We start from the raw sequence: 17,429 nt of genomic DNA on the forward strand, positions 1-17,429 counted from the left end.
CTTTCAAGCGGCATCTTGAGTTGCTTTGGCCAGACCGGAATGCACCGGGTCTGCCATCAAAAACAGGATCATTTGAAAAATGGCCACATACGACATCCTGATTGCCGATGATCACCCCCTGTTTCGTAGCGCGCTGCATCAAGCGGTGACGCTGGGCCTTGGCCCGGATGTCCGCCTGGTAGAAGTGGCGAGCATCGCCGAACTGGAAGCGCGCCTGACCGAAAAAGCTGACTGGGATCTGGTCCTGCTGGACCTGAACATGCCCGGCGCTTTCGGGTTTTCCGGGTTGGTCATGCTGCGTGGGCAGTACCCGCAGATACCGGTGGTGATGGTTTCGGCGCAGGAAGAAGCGTCAGTGATGGTCAAATCCCGTGAGTTCGGCGCCAGCGGCTTTATTCCCAAGTCGAGCGACTTGAGCGTGATTCAGGAAGCCGTGCGCAAAGTGCTCGACGGCGATGTGTTCTGGCCACCGCAGGCGTTCGAAGCGGTGAGCGTTTCCGACGAGGCCAAGGCCGCCAGCGATGGCCTCGCCAGTCTGACGCCGCAGCAGTTTCGCGTGTTGACCATGGTCTGTGAAGGCCTGTTGAACAAGCAGATTGCCTATGAGCTGAGTGTGTCGGAAGCGACCATCAAGGCCCACGTCACGGCGATCTTTCGCAAGCTGAATGTGCGCACTCGTACGCAAGCGGCTTTACTGCTGCAACAACTTGAGTCAATTCCGAGTCAGTAATGGCTGGCGTCTTCACGCTTTTTTGACTTTTGTTGCTCTAGCTTTCCCACTCCTTTTTGGTTGGTTTCTACTTTATGTCACCTTTCAAGGGCCAGACCGGCCTGAAACGTATCCTCAATGCCTCCGGTTATTCGCTGGACGGCCTGCGCGCAGCCTTCACCGGTGAAGCGGCATTTCGTCAGCTGGTGCTGCTCAATGTCGTGCTGATTCCGCTGACGTTCTTCCTCAATGTCAGCCGTGTCGAACAGGCTTTGCTGATTGCCGTGTGCCTGTTGGCGCTGATCGTCGAGCTGTTGAACTCGGCGGTAGAAGCGGCCATCGACCGCATCTCGCTCGAGCTGCACCCGCTGTCGAAGAACGCCAAGGACATGGGCAGCGCCGCGCAATTCGTGGCACTGAGCATGATCGCGCTGGTGTGGGCAGTGATTCTGCTTTAAGCGATGGTTGGCAAGACGATCTCGTCGCTGCGCTGCACCCCGGCGGTGAAAGCGCGGCACAGGTCGAGAAATTCGCGCATTGCAGAAGTCTGATACTTCTGTTTGTGCCAGATGAAGTAGAACTGTCGCGCCAGATCCAGATCCGGCGTCTCCACCGGCACCAGACTGCCGCGGCGGAACGCATCGCGCAGCGCCAGCCGCGAGATGCAGCCAATCCCCAGCCCTGACTCCACCGCGCGTTTGATCGCTTCAGTGTGTTCCAGCTCCAGACGAATGTTCAGTGCACTGCGATGGTGGCGCATAGCTTGATCGAAGGTCAGGCGTGTGCCGGAACCCTGCTCACGCAGAATCCACGCTTCGTGGGTCAACTCTTCCATGGTTGCACTGCCGCGTTGGGCCAGCGGATGCTGCGGCGCGCAAAACACCACCAGCTCATCCTCGACCCAGCTCTGCACTTCGATGTCCGGGTGGCTGCAATCGCCTTCGATTAGACCCAGATCAATTTCGTAGTGGGCGACTTGTTGCACGATATTGGCAGTGTTCTGTACGTGTAGCTTCACCTGGCTTTCCGGGTGGCGCTGCATGAAGCTGCCGATCAGCAGAGTCGCCAGATAATTGCCGATGGTCAGCGTCGCGCCCACCGACAGTGAGCCGAAACCGGATTTGCCGTTGAGCAGGTCTTCGATTTCCTTGGCCTGATCGAGCAGGGCCACCGCTTGTGGCAACAGCTGTTTGCCGAGGGCGTTGAGGCTCAGCCGTTTGCCGGCGCGGTCGAACAGCTGGCAGCTGGATTGGCGCTCAAGTTCGGTGATCGAGGTGCTGGCAGCCGACTGCGAGAGGTTGAGCAGACCCGCAGCACGGGATACGCTTTCCTGCTGGGCGACGGCGACGAAGACTTGCAGTTGACGGAGAGTAAATCGCATATCGATATAACCGATAACCCTTATCTTAATAATCCAGTTAACAGATATTGTCGTCGCTATTAGAATGCGATGCAATTGCGCACCGTCGCCTTCAAAAGCCAGCGCAGACCCAATATCCAGGAGTCAAACGTACATGAGCAACATGAACCACGAGCGTGTCCTCAGTGTTCATCACTGGAACGACACTCTGTTCAGCTTCAAGTGCACCCGCGATCCGGGCCTGCGCTTCGAGAACGGTCAGTTCGTGATGATCGGCCTGCAACAGCCCAATGGCCGCCCGCTTATGCGCGCTTACTCGATCGCCAGCCCGAACTGGGAAGAGCATCTGGAATTCTTCAGCATCAAGGTGCAGGACGGCCCGCTGACCTCGCAGCTGCAGCACTTGAAGGAAGGCGACGAGATCATCATCTCGAAGAAGCCTACCGGCACCTTGGTTCTCGACGACCTGAATCCGGGCAAGCACTTGTACCTGCTGAGCACCGGCACTGGCCTGGCGCCGTTCATGAGCGTGATTCAGGACCCGGAAACCTACGAGCGCTTTGAAAAAGTGATCCTGGTTCACGGCGTACGCTACGTCAACGAAGTCGCTTACCGCGAATTCATCACCGAGCACCTGCCGCAGAACGAGTTCTTCGGCGAGGCGCTGCGTGACAAGCTGATCTACTACCCGACCGTGACCCGCGAGCCTTTCGAGAATCAGGGCCGTCTGACCGACCTGATGCGCAGCGGCAAGCTGTTCAGCGACATCGGTCTGCCTCCGATCAACCCGCAGGATGACCGCGCAATGATCTGCGGCAGCCCGAGCATGCTCGACGAGACCAGCGAAGTGCTCGACAGCTTCGGCCTGAAGATCTCGGCCCGTATGCGCGAGCCGGGTGACTACCTGATCGAGCGTGCGTTCGTCGAGAAGTAAGCCCCACTCAAAAAGCCCCCATTTCCTGAATTGGCAATGGGGGCTTTTTTATGCCCGCGACATTCACCTGTAGGAGCTGCCGAAGGCTCGGGCCGCGATCGGACGATCTTTTGATCTTGCTTTTGAAGAGCAAAATCAAAAGATCGCAGCCTGCGGCAGCTCCTACATTGGGCGCGGTTCAGATCATGGCTGGGATGACTTCCAGCACGCGGATCTGTTCGGGTGTTGGATAATGCCAGCGCACGTCCAGATCCCAGAACTGCGCGCCGTATTCGCGCTCAGGGACCGGGGTTTGATACGCCGGACGCGGATCCTGAGCCAGACACTGTTCAATCAGCTCAACCAAAGGCTCGCCAAGGCGCTGAGCGTGTGTGTGCGCCTGTTGCAGCGCCGAGTCCGTCCACTGCACGTCAATCAACTGCGGCGCAGCGCTGGCAATGCTGTTGGCGGCGTCGGCGATGATGTCGGCGTAAGGCACGTAGGGTTTGATGTCGAGGATCGGCGTGCCGTCCAGCAGGTCAATGCCGGAGATGAACAGGCGATTGGCTTCGACCTTGTCCAATTTCACCACCGATTGGCCAATGCCGTTCGGACGGTGTGTGGCGCGAGTAGCGAACACACCCATGGACTTGTTGCCACCCAAACGGGGCGGACGGACTTTCAAGCGTGGCTTTTCCTCCAGTGCCTGATGGAACAGAAACAGCAGCCAGACATGACTGACCTGTTCCAGGCCCTGCACGGCGTCACCCTGATCGAACGGCGCCACCAGTTCCAGTACGCCACGGGCGGCGGGGGCCAGTTGTGGCTGGCGGGGGATGGCGAATTTCTCCTTGAAGCAGGAGCGCACGAAGCCGATGGGGGAGACGCTGTAAGTCATGGTTTGCATTCGAAGCAGGGCAGGGTGGGCATGATAACCCGTCCCGTCTCAAGTCTGGTGGTGGCAGGGCTGGCCTCTTCGCAAGCAGGCTCGCTCCCACAGGGGTTGTATGCATGACACAGTTCCAATGTGGGAGCGAGCCTGCTCGCGAAGGCCGCACCGCCGATTTAGAGACTGAAACCACCATCCAGCGGAATAATATTCCCGGTCATATAAGCGCCGGCGGTACTCGCCAGGCTGATCGCCAACGCCGCCATCTCCTCTTCACGCCCCCAGCGCTTCATCGGAATCAACGCCGTATCCTCAGCCAACGCCTGCTGATCATTACCAATATGCTGGGTCATCTTGCTCGGAAACCGCCCAGGCGCGATCACGTTGACGTTGATGTGCTGGCTCACCAACTCCCGCGCCAGTATTCGCGACAACTGATGCAAGGCCGCTTTACTCGGCCCATAGGCATACGCCTGCTCGCCAAAGGAAGAAATCCCCGCCACCGAACCAATGTTGATAATCCGCGCCGGATTCGCCGCCGAGCCGGCCTTGCGCAACAACGGCAGAAACTGCTGGATGCAGCTGAACACCGACGTCACGTTGAGCTGCATGACTTTCTCCCAGCCTTTGACCGGGTAGCTTTCCAGCGGCGCGCCCCACGTGGTGCCGGCGTTGTTCACCAGAATATCCAGATGCGTGATCTGCTCGCCCAGGCGCGCGGCCAGTTCCTGTACGCCTTCTTCCGTCGCCAGGTTCGCTGCCACGCCGTAGCACTTGCCCAAGGCGCTGAGTTCTTCAGCCGTTTGGTGGCAGGCTTCGGCGTCGCGCGAGCAGACATAGACGCGTGCGCCAGCCTCGACGAACGCCTTGGCGATCATTTTGCCGATACCACGGGTGCCGCCGGTCACCAGAGCGGTGCGGCCTTGCAGGGAGAAATACGGGTGCATGGCGAGTCCTGAGGATTAGGGATCAGTACACCCTAGTCGTCAGCCGCAAAAAGCGGAGCCACTATTTTCGGAGGGAATGAGCGGTCATGCGTTGCGGCGGCGACCATCAGTCGCCACCGCAGAAGGGGATCAGGCCGGGCGAACGCGCAGGGTCAGGCCCTTGAGGAAGTTACGCAGCAACTGGTCGCCACACGGGCGGTAGTTGGTGTGGCCGACCTTGCGAAACAGCGCGCTCAGCTCAGGCTTGGACACCGGGAACTCGGCGGCCTTGAGGATCGCGTGCATGTCGTCTTCTTTCAGTTCAAAGGCCACGCGCAGCTTTTTCAGAATGATGTTGTTGGTCACCGGCACTTCGATCGGCTGCGGCGGACGGCTTTCATCCTTGCCACGCTTGAAGATCACCAGACCGTCGAGGAAGTGCGCGATGACTTCGTCCGGGCAGCGCACGAAACCTTCTTCGTCTTCTTCTTTCTTGTCGAGCCAGGTCACTACGTCGGCGAGTGCTACTTCCATGCCGCCGAGTTTGATGATCTCGACAACTTTCTTGTCGCTGATGTCGAGCATGTAGCGCACGCTGCGCAATACGTCGTTATGAATCATGTGAGTAATCCTGTAAGCGTTTGTGGGCAGCACGCAGGCGCGCAGCCGGAATGTGTGGCGGCAGTGGAAGTCTTAGAACTTCTCTTTGCCGGACAGGTAGCGCCATTGGCCGACCGGGACCTTGCCGATCGAGACGCCGCCGATGCGGATACGGCGGATGCCGATGACCTTGAGGCCGACCGCTTCGCAGAACTGGGCGATGATGCCGGGCTGCGGGTTTTTCATGGCGAAGCGCAGACGGTTTTCGTTCTGCCAGCTGGCCTTGACCGGCGGCAGCTCCTTGCCCTTGTGGGTCAGGCCGTGCTGCAAGCGATTGAGGCCGTGAGCGACCATGTCACCTTCGACCTCGACCACGTATTCCTGCTCGATCTTCGCGGCGTCGGCGGTGAGCTTGCGGAGGATTTTCCAGTCCTGAGTGAACACCAGCAGGCCGCTGGCCTTGGCTTGCAAGTCGGCGCTGGCGGTCAGGCGCAGGAAGTGCCCGCGCAACGGGCGCTTGCTGAAACGGTGCTCTTCGCTGAGGGTTTCGGCGCTGAGCGACTGCATGGCAGTCTCGACGTCCATACCGGCCGGCGCGTTGAGCAGGATGGTCACCGGCTCCGGAGCGGTGGCCTTGGCGTCCTTATCGAGCTCGACCTTCTGGTCGCCGACCTTGAATTGCGGCTCGTCAATCACTTCGCCGTCCACGGTGACCCAGCCGCCCTCAATGAACAGCTCGGCCTCCCGGCGGGAGCAACCGACCAGTTCAATGAGGCGTTTGGAGAGGCGAATCGGGTCAGTCATGACAGGGCCGTAACAAAAAAGGGGTGGGCATTGTACCTGTGTGGCGCCGGTTAAGTCCGGTTCCATTTACAGGCGCTGAATTCAATGTGGGAGCGAGCTTGCTCGCGAAGGCGTCCTGCCAGTCTATGTGTGCAGTGACTGGTACACCGCATTCGCGAGCAAGCTCGCTCCCACAGGGTTTTACACGGTGTCAACCGTTGCTGGAGCGCTGCTGGTTCTGGCGCAAACGCATATGCAACAACGGATACGGCTGGCCCATGCCATCCACCTCCGAGCGGCCGATCACTTCAAAACCCTGCTTGAAGTAGAACCCCAGCGCCTGCGGGTTCTGTTCGTTGACGTCGAGTTCATCGGCATTCAAATGTTGCAGGGCGTAATTCAGCAGTTTCTTGCCCAAACCCTGGCCGCGATAGGCGGGATCGATGAACAGCATTTCGATCTTTCCTGCCGCGACACCGGCAAACCCGGTGATGCGCTGACTGGCGTCTTTGGTGCAAATCAACATCACCGCATCCAGATAACGGGTGAGCACCAGGTTGCGCAGCAGCTCGATATAGCTGTCCGGGAGAAAATCATGGGTGGCGCGGACCGAGGCCTCCCAGACCTGGGTCAGTTCCTGATAATCGCTGAGTTTCGGCGTGTGGATGACCGAATGGTGACGCATGCCCGTTTGCCTCTTGTCCGTTTCAAGGGAGTCCGTCCCCCGCTAAACGATAGCCGTAAAAAAGCCCCGCATCTCGGAAAAAGAGCGGGGCTTTCTGTATTTGTTATGGTGTCTGGCTGGCTATTTCTGTCGCCAGCAAGAACTCTCCCCCTCACCCCAACCCTCTCCCCCAGAGGGGGCGAGGGGGAAGGGGGCTGATCTTCATGCTGTTCAAAACCTGAGTTCGACTCGATATTTCAAGTCGCCGCAATTCGAAAGAACACCTCGATCAGTCCCCAATCCATCTGAGCGAGGGGAAGGGCGCTGGTCTACGTGCTGTTCAAAGCCTAAGCACGACTCGCACGTTCAGGTCGGTGCAGCACGCAAGAACATCTCGATCAGTCCCCTCTCCCTCTGGGAGAGGGTTAGGGTGAGGGGCTTTTGACGTTCAGATCAGATCTGCTCAGCCCACAAATCATATTCGTCAGCGTCAGTCACCTTGCACCAGACCTTATCGCCCGGCTTCAAATTGCTGCCATTGTCGATAAACACGTTGCCATCGATTTCCGGTGCATCGAAGAAGCAACGGCCAACCGCGCCTTGCTCGTCAACTTCGTCCACCAGCACTTCAATCTCACGGCCAATACGCATTTGCAGACGTGCCGAGCTGATCGCCTGCTGGTGCGCCATGAAGCGATCCCAACGATCCTGCTTGACGTCGTCCGGTACGATCTCCAGATCCAGATCATTCGCCGGTGCGCCATCCACTGGCGAGTACTGGAAGCAGCCGACGCGGTCGAGCTGGGCTTCGGTCAGCCAGTTCAGCAGGTACTGGAAGTCTTCTTCGGTTTCGCCTGGGAAGCCGACGATGAAGGTCGAACGGATGATCAGGTCCGGGCAGATTTCGCGCCAGTTCTTGATCCGCGCCAAGGTCTTGTCTTCGAACGCCGGGCGTTTCATCGACTTCAACACTTTCGGGCTGGCGTGCTGGAACGGGATGTCCAGGTACGGCAGGATCTTGCCGGCGGCCATCAGCGGGATCAGCTCGTCAACGTGCGGGTAAGGGTAAACGTAGTGCAGACGCACCCAGACGCCGAGGGTGCTCAGCGCTTCGCAGAGTTCGGTCATGCGGGTTTTCACCGGTGCGCCGTTCCAGAAACCGGTGCGGTATTTCACGTCAACGCCATAAGCGCTGGTGTCTTGCGAAATCACCAGCAACTCTTTAACGCCGGATTTGACCAGGCGCTGAGCTTCGTCGAGCACATCACCGACCGGACGGCTGACCAGTTTGCCGCGCATCGACGGGATGATGCAGAACGAGCAGCTGTGGTTGCAGCCTTCGGAAATCTTCAGGTAGGCGTAGTGGCGCGGGGTCAGCTTGATGCCTTGCGGCGGCACCAGGTCGATCAGAGGGTTGTGATCCTGACGCGGCGGCACCACTTCGTGCACGGCGTTTACCACTTGCTCGTACTGCTGCGGACCGGTCACGGCCAGCACGCTCGGGTGTACGTCGCGGATGTTGCCTTCTTCCACGCCCATGCAACCGGTGACGATCACCTTGCCGTTTTCCTTGATCGCTTCGCCGATCACTTCCAGCGACTCAGCCTTGGCCGAATCGATGAAACCGCAGGTATTGACCACGACCACGTCGGCGTCCTGATAGGTGGACACCACGTCATAGCCTTCCATGCGCAGCTGGGTCAGGATGCGCTCGGAGTCGACCAGTGCTTTCGGGCAACCCAGAGATACAAAGCCAACCTTTGGATTGGCCGGCGCAGGAGTGGTGGACATGTCTAACCTCGGTATTTTGTGACATCGCTTTCTTGGTGCGAAAGCCGACGGACGGGCGCTTAGGGCGCGCCTCTGATCAAAAAGTGCGCAATTCTAGCGGCGGGCAACGCACTTGACCAGCTTTATGCAGGGAAATACGACGAGTGCTGCGCTATGCTTCGCGCCGTTGAGCTTTACCAATTTTTTACAGTCAACAAAACGTCTGTAACAACAGGTAAAACAGCGCATGCTGCACCACAAAGCATAGTGCTTCATTCAAGAAGCCGGTTCTGAGAAGTAGGAGTGTTGGATGGGTCAGGCAAGTAGTCATGCGGCAGGCGCCGAGGGTTCGGCCACCAAGCCGCTGAGCATGCTGGTCGCGGCGGTCGGGGTGGTTTACGGCGACATCGGCACGAGCCCGTTGTACACCCTCAAAGAAGTGTTTTCCGGCGCTTACGGCGTATCGGTCAATCACGATGGAGTGCTGGGCATTCTGTCATTGATCTTCTGGTCGCTGATCTGGGTCGTGTCGATCAAATACATGATGTTCGTGCTGCGCGCCGACAACCAGGGCGAGGGCGGCATCATGGCGCTCACCGCACTGGCGCGGCGGGCGGCGGGGCAGCGCAAGAAGCTGCGGTCGTTGCTGGTAGTTTGCGGACTCATCGGCGCGGCGCTGTTTTATGGCGATAGCATGATCACCCCAGCGATTTCCGTACTGTCGGCGATTGAAGGTCTGGGGCTGGCATTCGATGGTATCGACCATTGGGTTGTGCCGCTGTCATTGGTCGTTCTGGTGGCGCTGTTTCTGATTCAGCGTCACGGTACGGCGCGGATCGGCATTCTGTTCGGGCCGATCATGGTCACCTGGTTCCTCGTCCTCGGCGCGCTTGGCGTGTACGGCATCAGCCATACGCCGGAAGTGCTGCACGCGATCAATCCGATGTGGGCGGTGAATTTCTTCGTCGTTCATCCGGGCATGGGCGTGGCGATCCTCGGCGCCGTGGTGCTGGCGCTGACCGGTGCCGAAGCGCTGTACGCCGACATGGGCCACTTTGGCCGCAAGCCGATTGCCCGCGCGTGGTTCATTCTGGTGTTGCCGGCGCTGGTGCTCAATTACTTCGGTCAGGGCGCCTTGCTGCTGGAAAACCCCGAGGCGGCGCGTAACCCGTTCTATCTGCTGGCGCCGAGCTGGGCGTTGATTCCGCTGGTCGGCCTGTCGACCCTGGCCACGGTGATTGCCTCGCAAGCGGTGATCTCCGGCGCGTTCTCCCTCACTCGTCAGGCGATTCAGCTTGGTTACATTCCGCGCATGTACATCCAGCACACCTCCAGCGATGAGCAGGGCCAGATCTATATCGGCGCGGTGAACTGGGCGCTGATGGTTGGCGTAGTGCTGCTGGTGCTTGGCTTTGAATCCTCCGGCGCACTGGCCTCGGCCTACGGCGTGGCGGTGACCGGCACCATGCTGATGACCACCATTCTGGTGTCGGCGGTGATGCTGCTGCTGTGGAAATGGCCACCGATCCTCGCGGTGCCGGTGCTGCTTGGCTTCCTGCTGGTGGATGGCCTGTACTTCGCCGCCAACGTGCCGAAGATCGTTCAGGGCGGCGCGTTCCCGGTGATCGCCGGTATCGCCCTGTTCGTGCTGATGACCACCTGGAAGCGCGGCAAACAACTGCTGGTCGAACGCCTCGACGAAGGCGCGCTGCCGCTGCCGATCTTCATCAGCAGCATCCGCGTGCAACCGCCGCATCGTGTGCAAGGCACCGCCGTGTTCCTCACCGCGCGCTCCGACGCCGTGCCGCATGCGTTGTTGCACAACCTGCTGCACAACCAGGTGCTGCATGAGCAGGTTGTATTGCTGACGGTGGTCTACGAAGACATCCCGCGGGTGCCGCCATCGCGGCGTTTTGAAGTGGAGGCGCACGGAGAGGGCTTCTTCCGGGTGATCCTGCACTTCGGCTTCACCGACGAGCCGGACGTGCCGCAAGCGCTGAAGCTGTGTCATCTGGACGATCTGGATTTCAGCCCGATGCGCACGACCTACTTCCTCAGCCGCGAAACGGTGATTGCTTCGAAGCTGGAAGGCATGGCGCGTTGGCGTGAAGCGCTGTTTGCGTTCATGTTGAAGAATGCCAATGGGAATTTGCGGTTCTTTAATTTGCCGTTGAACCGGGTGATTGAGCTCGGCACGCAGGTAGAAATGTAAGCCTGGCCTCAACCGAAAAGCCCCCGTCAGCCTTGTGGTTGGCGGGGGCTTTTTTGTGGGCGTCTGGTCGAGCGGGTATTTGGTCGGTGGCTGGAAACAGGAAGTTGCACTGTGTTTAATTCAACGCAATACTCTGTGCATTATTGTGCTAATCAGCAAGTGAGTGAGAGGTAGTTATGACGGCATTACTAGAACGTGCTGACCAGGCAATTTCCGTCACTGCCATGGTCAGGAGCTTCAGTGCGAAGCTCAAGGAAATCTCCAGTCGTGCAACTGAGCGTTTGGTTATCTTCAAAGACAATCAACCGGCCGCTGTCATCATCAATGTGCAGGCCTATCAAGAGATGCTGGATGAACTCGAGAATCTGCGCATCGAAGCGGCAGCCCGGGAGAGATTGATCAATTTTGATCCGGCCCAGGCGGTCAGCCATGACGATATGCGAGCCAGGTATGCCAGGAAGGACTAAAGGAGTGCTGGATGGTTTGGGGAGTGATTTATCATCCGGAAGTCCAAGGGGATCTGGATCAACTGGGATCTGCGGCAGCCAACCGGATTCTTGATGTCATTGAAGAGCGGATTATTAATGGTGAGCCAGACAAGTCTGGAAAACCGCTCAGAGCCAGCCTTGCCGGATGTCGCAGGATTCGCACGGGCGACACGCGCATTGTTTATCGGGTCAATGGCAGGGCGATTCAGGTGTTGATCGTCGCAGTTGGGGCGCGGCGAGATGAAGAGGTTTACGACGCCGCCGAGCGTCGAATCTGATCAATGTGTCGAAACCAATTAAAAGATAGCCCTCGCCGGTTTTTCAACTGGCGGGGGCTTTTTTGTGCCTGCGCTTTTACATGCTCTCGGGTGCATCTAATTCAGATTCAGCCTTTGTTCGCGGAGGACGAGGAGTCAGTGTCTGAATCACATCATCAAGCAAAGCCTTGCCCATGAGTGTGAGGTAATGCGCAGCCCAGGCGTGGCGGTCGGTGTCTCTGATGAAGGCCGCATCTTCGGCGAAGGATTTTGCGAGGTACAGCAGGTCGGAGGATTTGGACAGGGCATCGAGAATCGGGATGCCGGCGCGCACGTTGAAGAACGCTTGATCCGCGTTGTAGAGGAAAGGGGTGAAGCCGATGGTTGTAAGGTCTGAAGGCGTTGACGGAATTTCTTTGCTCATTGTTTTGCTCCCTAAAACGAGGAGCTGCCTCATTCGTTACCACACGAATGGGTGGCAGCTGTACGCAGGGTGGTAAACCGGGAGAGCAAAGAAACCGGCAGACCCGAAGGTCTCCCACGTACAGCTGCCATGACAGTGAATTACAGGCGTAAAAGAACGCCTGATGTCGTGATGGAGGCACTGTTGCACTTTGCCTAACCGGGTTACCACACCCGATCGCTGAATGGGTCAGCGACGTCCGGAGAGTATCCCGTCAAAAAACAGCGCAATAGAGCGGCAAAGCGCCCGAACACGAGTTTCGGAGTTTGCCTACAAGGTCTGTGGGCGTCATCTGATATTGCGAGACCAGACGTAAACGAAACTAAACGTTGCTGGTGGTTTTGCGGGTATTGGTTCGGCGGAAGATTTGAGTGTGGAGTTGACGATTCGATAATGCCAATCAAGCAGGTGTCCACGTTTTATGGAATGTGGACACTTGGCGTTTTTGGCTTCCTGAAGAGTCAAGAGATTTGCGAGCCTTGGCACAAAACTGCTGAATCCAGCGCAATTCCCCTGTGGGAGCGAGCTTGCTCGCGAAGGCTTAGTGTCAGTCGGCGAATCTGTTGACTGACCCGCCGCTTTCGCGAGCAAGCTCGCTCCCACAGGGATTGTGGTGGCGGCTGGAATGTAAAAAGCCCCCGCAACTGTGAAGTTGCGGGGGCTTTTGGGGGCACGGCTCAGATCACTCTTCGGCGACCGAGTCCTTGCTCTGACGCTTCTCGATCAAGTCCACCAAGCGCTTGGCCAGCGCCGGGTAGTTCTCGTCGAAGTGGTGGCCGCCAGGCAGTTTCACCGCTTCGCCGACTGCTGTCTTGTCGGTGCAGCCACTTTCATCGGTCTCTTCTTCACCATAGATGCACACAACCTTGGCCGCTGGCAGCTTGGCCATTTCCGGGCCGGTGGCGGCTTCTTTGCCGGCGTTACCCAGCCAGCCTTCGACTTCGATTTCGAAGCTGCCGGTGCGGGCGAAGGCGAGCAGGATGATTGCGTCTACGCGTTGCTGCTCGGTGTCCGGCAGGCGGTTGTAGATCGCTGGCAACACGTCAGCACCGAACGAGTAACCGGTGAGGATGAAACGCTTGGTGCCCCATTTCTGCCGGTAGTGCTGCATCAGTTCGGTCAGGTCCAGGGCGCTTTGCTCCGGGCTCTTGTGCTGCCAGTAGTAGCGCAGGGTGTCGATGCCGACGACCGGGTAGCCGATCTTGGCCATTTCACCGGCCACGTCGCGGTCGAGGTCGCGCCAGCCGCCGTCACCGGAGAGGAACAGGGTCACGGTGTCCTTGGCTTGACCGGCCGGCACTTCCACCACCGGGATCGCCAGACCGCCGTTGGCCTTGTCGCCGCCGACCAGGATCTTGCGCAGTTCGTTGTTCAGCACTTGCGGCAGGTTGATGTCGTAGTCGCTGATGCTGGTTTCGGCGTTCGGTTGATCGCGTACGAAACCTGCGCTGGCGTCGTCCGGGTTGTCGTTCCACGCCACCAGCCAGTGGCCGTGGGCGGCGGATTTTGGCAACAGGTGAGTGCAGCCGGGTTTTTCCAGCGCCAGGTCCACGGAAATCGCTTGGGCCTTGTCGTCCTTTTGCTCGGACAACCAACGCCAGGCCAGTACCGCGCCGGGGCCGATACCGCTGACCAGCGTAGCCGGGCCGTTCAGTTCGCGCAGACCGGTTTGCAGGGCGCGGCTTTGCAGCAGGCAGTCCTTGGGCAGAATCACCTGAACGATTTGCGCCGAGGCGCTGCGGCTCAAGGTGGTCAGTTGTTTTTCAGAGAGTTTCTGGTCGTCGTTGACCGCCACCAGCACCTGCGCCTTGGGCTTGGTGCCCGGGATAACGCGGGTCATGGCGGCGCCATCGGCCGGGGTCAGCTGTTCGACGGTCGGTTCCGGTGCCGGACGTTTGAGGTACCAGAAACCGCCGCCGGCAATCACGGCCAGCACGATCAGTGCGGCCAGGATGTACTTCAGGGAGCGTTGAATCATCAGCGTTTCACCAATCCAGTCAAGCCGCCCGCGATCAGGGCAGCAGTGTCGGCCAGCGCCACCAGCGGATCGAGTCCGGCGGGCACGGCCATATAACGGGGTTCCCAGTCAGGCTGGAACTTGTCTTTGAAGCGGCGCAAGCCTTGGAAGTTGTACAGCTGCTCACCACGGCGGAAAACCATCGAGCCCAGACGCTGGGTCAGCGGTGCACCACGCCGGGGTTGCAACCCCGACAACGGCACCATGCCCAGGCTGAAGCGCGCGTATCCGTGACTCTTATAGTGTTGAATCAGGCCGACCATCATGAATTCCATGGTCAGCTTGGGGGCGTCCGGGTGCGCGCGCATCAGGTCGAGGCTGGCCAGGTCATGGCTGTAAGTCTCGAGCAGGTTGGCGAACGCCACCGGGCGACCTTCGAAGCGAATCACCGCGATGCGGAAATGCTTCAGGTAATCGTCGCTGAAACGGCCGAGGGAGAAGCCTTTCTCACGCACGTTCTTGCCAGTCAGCCACGCATCGGAAATCACTTTCAGCTCATCCATCGGCGCCTGCCCCGGCTCATGGATTTCCAGCGACAAGCCATCGCGGGTGCCACGGTTCCAGGTGTAACGCAGGTCCTTCATCTCTTTGCCCTTGGCTTCCAGGTCAAAGCGGTGCAGATCGACCCGGGCTTCTTCGCCGAGTTTGATCGCGGTCAGGCCGATGTCCATGTAGTACGGCAGGTTCTCCGCGCGCACCTGGTAGAAGACCGGGCGAGCGTGGTGAATGTCACAGAGGTCGCGGAACTGCCAGATCATTTCGGCGCGTTGCTGGCCGGGGCCGATCGGGTCGTACAGCGCCACCAGACTGCGGCCGCGCCGCGCGTACATCAGGAACGCTTCGTCGTTCTGGTGAAACAGCAGCGCCTTGTCACCGGTCAGCGCGAGGCCACCGTCGGGTTGCGACGACGCCATCAGAATCTTCGCCGCGCGATCGAGTTCGTCAGGCGTCGGCAGGTGAATGACCGGGCGCGCGGTGCGCAGCAGCCAGGTCAGCGCGATCACCAGCAGCAGGACGGCGGCGCCGAGCAGCGAACGCAGGCCACGCGGTGCGTCAGCATCAAGAGTGAACTGCCACCACAGCTGATGGCTGTACGGTACGTCTTGATAGGCGAACAGCAGCAGCCACGTCGAGGCACCGAGCACGCACAGGCTGGCTACTAGGTACAGCGGCGAGAAGGGCAGTTCGGTCAGGCGGCTCGGGCGATAGAACGAGCGACGGAACACCCCGAGCAGCGCAGCCGTCAGGGTCATCAGCGTCGCTTCTTCCCAGTCGAAGCCTTTGAGCAGCGAGAGCAGGGCGCCGACCAGCAACAGAATGGTGGTGAGCATCCACGCGGCGGACAGGCGACGACGCAGGCCTTGAGCGAGCATCAGGCAGAGCACGCCGATCAGGCTGGCGCCAAAGTGCGAAGCGTCGACCAGACGATGCGGAATCAGAAAGCCGATGTGCTCCAGACGTGTGTCGATCTCGGGAGTGGCGCCGGAAAACAGCAGCACGACACCGGACAGAAACACCAGCACCGCCAGAATCGGCGCGGCCAGACCGGACGCCGCGCGCATGGTCTGGGTTTGAAACAGGCGTTGACCTTCATTGATCAGCAGGAATACGCAGGCCACCAGCAGCGGCAGCACCACGTAGATCAGGCGATACAGCAGCAGCGCAGCGGCGAGAGGCGCGGCACCGAGCTTGTCAGCGAAAGCGGCCAGCAGAATCGCTTCGAACACACCCACGCCGCCGGGTACATGGCTAAGTACGCCGGCAGCCAGTGCCAACAGGTACACCAGCAGGAAGGCACCGAACGGCGGCGCTTCCGGCAACAGCAGATAAAGAACAGTGGCGGCAGCGGCGACGTCGAGCGCGGTGATGACCAGTTGCAGGAACGTCAGGCGCCGACCCGGCAGGCGCAGGGTGCGGCGTCCGGCCTTGACCAGCAGGTTGTCAGGGTAGGGTTGTTCCGGCAGGCGCCGACGATAGATGCCGATGGCCAGAATCGCGCCGAGCAGCAGCACGGTGACGGCGACCGTACCGAGCAATCCCTCGGACAAGCCAAGCGCCTGGGACGCTGCAGGCAGGTCGCTCAGCGTGGCCAGTGCAGCCAGTGGCGGCAACGCGCAGCCCAGCGACAGGCTGGCGAACAGGGTCATGTGCGCGACTTCCGAAGCCCCCAGACCCAGTCGTGCATATAAACGGTAGCGAACCGAGCCGCCGGACAGCAGCGACAGACCGATTGCATTGCCTATCGCAAACGCGGTGAAGCCGCCCAACGCCAATGTGCGCGGCGGCAAGGTCACGCCGGCATAGCGGCTGGCTGACCATTCGTAGCCGAGCAGAATAATGAAGCCGACCACGGTTGCACCGAGGGCGCCGATCAGCGCGGGTTTCGGTACGTCGAGAATCGAGTCGTGCAGCGCATCGAGATCGAGTTCGGCAAGCAGATGGCGACAGGCAATCAGCGCAATGGCAAACAGCAGCAAAGTCACCGCCAGACCAATCGGTTGTCGGTATTTGCTTAACCGATCCAGCAAGCGCAGGCGCTCGGGTTTGATCGGGTGTTCCGCTGTGACGGTGTCTTGTGGATCAGACGAGTTGGCGCGCATCAATCACCTCTTGGATTGTGCGCGACAGGATGGAGGTATCCAGCCAAGTTACCAATCCCTGTAGAAAAAAATAATCACAAAATACTACGCCTCTCACCGGGTATCGGCGAGGGCAGTTCCTGGATTGCAGAGGCCTGGACTGCGACTCAAGCATAGTCGCAAGTCAGCACTTCTGAAGATCCCAAGCGGTTCACTGCACAGTGACAGATCATTGTTGCGAAAGGACTTTTTCAACAGATACAAAAAAGGCCACTCTTTCGAGTAGCCTTTTTTGATGTTTGGTTGCGGGAGCCGGATTTGAACCGACGACCTTCGGGTTATGAGCCCGACGAGCTACCAGACTGCTCCATCCCGCGTCTGTGTGGCGGCATTTTACAGACGAACGACAGGGTGTCAACCGCTAATCCCGTAAAGGGTCAAATAAGTGTGCAATCGCGTCAAACGGTCGCAGGTGGCGCGTTAAGTTTCGGAAATGCAAAGAATTCCTGTTTGGCGATCACATCTCTAAAAAGAAGGAAATCCAAAAACAGACGCGCACAAAAAAGGCCACTCTTTCGAGTAGCCTTTTTTGATGTTTGGTTGCGGGAGCCGGATTTGAACCGACGACCTTCGGGTTATGAGCCCGACGAGCTACCAGACTGCTCCATCCCGCGTCTGTGTGTCGGCATTCTACAGATGAACGCCGGGGTGTCAACCCGCAATCTGGATAAAATCTGTTGAGGTTCAATCGGTTAGCGTTTTTTCTCGGGTGTTTTTCAGGCTGCAGGGCAGGTGGGGC

At 59.2% G+C, this 17,429-nt stretch carries 16 protein-coding genes and 2 tRNA genes; 6 read left to right on the plus strand and 12 right to left on the minus strand.

Annotated elements, in window-relative coordinates:
• Nucleotides 1–79: 79 nt before the first annotated feature.
• Nucleotides 80–730, plus strand: coding sequence for a response regulator transcription factor ErdR (gene erdR / locus ACRRSD_RS21345; protein ID WP_095119237.1), 651 nt, complete (start codon nt 80–82; stop codon nt 728–730).
• 74 nt (nt 731–804) lie between these two features.
• On the plus strand, nt 805–1,167 hold the full coding sequence (locus ACRRSD_RS21350; RefSeq protein ID WP_003222276.1) for a diacylglycerol kinase: 363 nt from the start codon (nt 805–807) through the stop codon (nt 1,165–1,167).
• Here ACRRSD_RS21350 and ACRRSD_RS21355 read toward each other — a convergent pair.
• Nucleotides 1,164–2,090: a LysR family transcriptional regulator gene (locus tag ACRRSD_RS21355; RefSeq protein WP_038358063.1), complete on the minus strand. Its 927-nt coding sequence runs from the start codon at nt 2,088–2,090 to the stop codon at nt 1,164–1,166. The genes ACRRSD_RS21350 and ACRRSD_RS21355 overlap by 4 nt on opposite strands.
• A 133-nt stretch (nt 2,091–2,223) precedes the next feature.
• Here ACRRSD_RS21355 and fpr point away from each other — a divergent pair, with 133 nt between their 5' ends.
• Nucleotides 2,224–3,003, plus strand: coding sequence for a ferredoxin-NADP reductase (fpr, locus tag ACRRSD_RS21360; RefSeq protein ID WP_007908723.1), 780 nt, complete (start codon nt 2,224–2,226; stop codon nt 3,001–3,003).
• Nucleotides 3,004–3,181: 178 nt separating this feature from the next.
• On the opposite strand, the gene tsaA is transcribed toward fpr, so the two are convergent.
• From tsaA to rimO, 6 genes are all read right to left on the minus strand, one after another.
• A complete protein-coding gene (gene tsaA / locus ACRRSD_RS21365; protein WP_435035188.1) occupies nt 3,182–3,880 on the minus strand; it encodes a tRNA (N6-threonylcarbamoyladenosine(37)-N6)-methyltransferase TrmO in 699 nt (232 codons plus the stop codon).
• A gap of 167 nt (nt 3,881–4,047) precedes the next feature.
• On the minus strand, nt 4,048–4,818 hold the full coding sequence (locus tag ACRRSD_RS21370) for an SDR family oxidoreductase (RefSeq protein ID WP_435035190.1): 771 nt from the start codon (nt 4,816–4,818) through the stop codon (nt 4,048–4,050).
• Nucleotides 4,819–4,947: 129 nt separating this feature from the next.
• The gene (locus ACRRSD_RS21375; RefSeq protein ID WP_007908719.1) at nt 4,948–5,418 is read right to left on the minus strand and encodes a DUF1456 family protein; all 471 of its coding nucleotides are present in this window, start codon (nt 5,416–5,418) and stop codon (nt 4,948–4,950) included.
• Between the two features lie 72 nt (nt 5,419–5,490).
• Complete coding sequence (locus ACRRSD_RS21380; protein ID WP_042704893.1) at nt 5,491–6,201, minus strand: rRNA pseudouridine synthase; 711 nt, start codon at nt 6,199–6,201, stop codon at nt 5,491–5,493.
• 190 nt (nt 6,202–6,391) lie between these two features.
• Nucleotides 6,392–6,865 (minus strand): GNAT family N-acetyltransferase, encoded by a 474-nt coding sequence (locus tag ACRRSD_RS21385; RefSeq protein WP_435035192.1) that lies wholly within the window; start codon nt 6,863–6,865, stop codon nt 6,392–6,394.
• Between the two features lie 432 nt (nt 6,866–7,297).
• Nucleotides 7,298–8,635, minus strand: coding sequence for a 30S ribosomal protein S12 methylthiotransferase RimO (rimO, locus tag ACRRSD_RS21390; RefSeq protein WP_435035194.1), 1,338 nt, complete (start codon nt 8,633–8,635; stop codon nt 7,298–7,300).
• A gap of 349 nt (nt 8,636–8,984) precedes the next feature.
• Between rimO and ACRRSD_RS21395 the strand changes: the two genes are divergently transcribed.
• From ACRRSD_RS21395 to ACRRSD_RS21405, 3 genes are all read left to right on the plus strand, one after another.
• Nucleotides 8,985–10,826, plus strand: coding sequence for a potassium transporter Kup (locus tag ACRRSD_RS21395; protein ID WP_435038533.1), 1,842 nt, complete (start codon nt 8,985–8,987; stop codon nt 10,824–10,826).
• Between the two features lie 176 nt (nt 10,827–11,002).
• Entirely contained in the window at nt 11,003–11,293 is a 291-nt protein-coding gene (locus ACRRSD_RS21400; protein WP_064393110.1) for a Phd-YefM, read from the plus strand.
• An 11-nt stretch (nt 11,294–11,304) separates the two neighbouring features.
• Nucleotides 11,305–11,592 (plus strand): type II toxin-antitoxin system RelE family toxin, encoded by a 288-nt coding sequence (locus ACRRSD_RS21405; protein ID WP_435035196.1) that lies wholly within the window; start codon nt 11,305–11,307, stop codon nt 11,590–11,592.
• Nucleotides 11,593–11,668: 76 nt separating this feature from the next.
• Here the strand turns inward: ACRRSD_RS21405 and ACRRSD_RS21410 are convergent, their stop codons facing one another.
• From ACRRSD_RS21410 to ACRRSD_RS21430, 5 genes are all read right to left on the minus strand, one after another.
• Complete coding sequence (locus ACRRSD_RS21410; protein ID WP_435035197.1) at nt 11,669–11,995, minus strand: DUF3077 domain-containing protein; 327 nt, start codon at nt 11,993–11,995, stop codon at nt 11,669–11,671.
• Between the two features lie 721 nt (nt 11,996–12,716).
• A complete protein-coding gene (locus ACRRSD_RS21415; protein WP_435035199.1) occupies nt 12,717–14,012 on the minus strand; it encodes an AcvB/VirJ family lysyl-phosphatidylglycerol hydrolase in 1,296 nt (431 codons plus the stop codon).
• The gene (gene mprF / locus ACRRSD_RS21420; protein WP_435035201.1) at nt 14,012–16,651 is read right to left on the minus strand and encodes a bifunctional lysylphosphatidylglycerol flippase/synthetase MprF; all 2,640 of its coding nucleotides are present in this window, start codon (nt 16,649–16,651) and stop codon (nt 14,012–14,014) included. Before mprF ends, ACRRSD_RS21415 begins: the two co-directional genes overlap by 1 nt.
• Before the next feature lie 279 nt (nt 16,652–16,930).
• Nucleotides 16,931–17,007: transfer RNA gene (locus ACRRSD_RS21425), tRNA-Met, on the minus strand.
• Nucleotides 17,008–17,227: 220 nt separating this feature from the next.
• A tRNA-Met gene (locus ACRRSD_RS21430) sits at nt 17,228–17,304 on the minus strand.
• Nucleotides 17,305–17,429: the final 125 nt, after the last annotated feature.

Origin of the sequence: Pseudomonas neuropathica (assembly GCF_051174785.1) — a bacterium.
Classification (GTDB): domain Bacteria; phylum Pseudomonadota; class Gammaproteobacteria; order Pseudomonadales; family Pseudomonadaceae; genus Aquipseudomonas; species Aquipseudomonas neuropathica_A.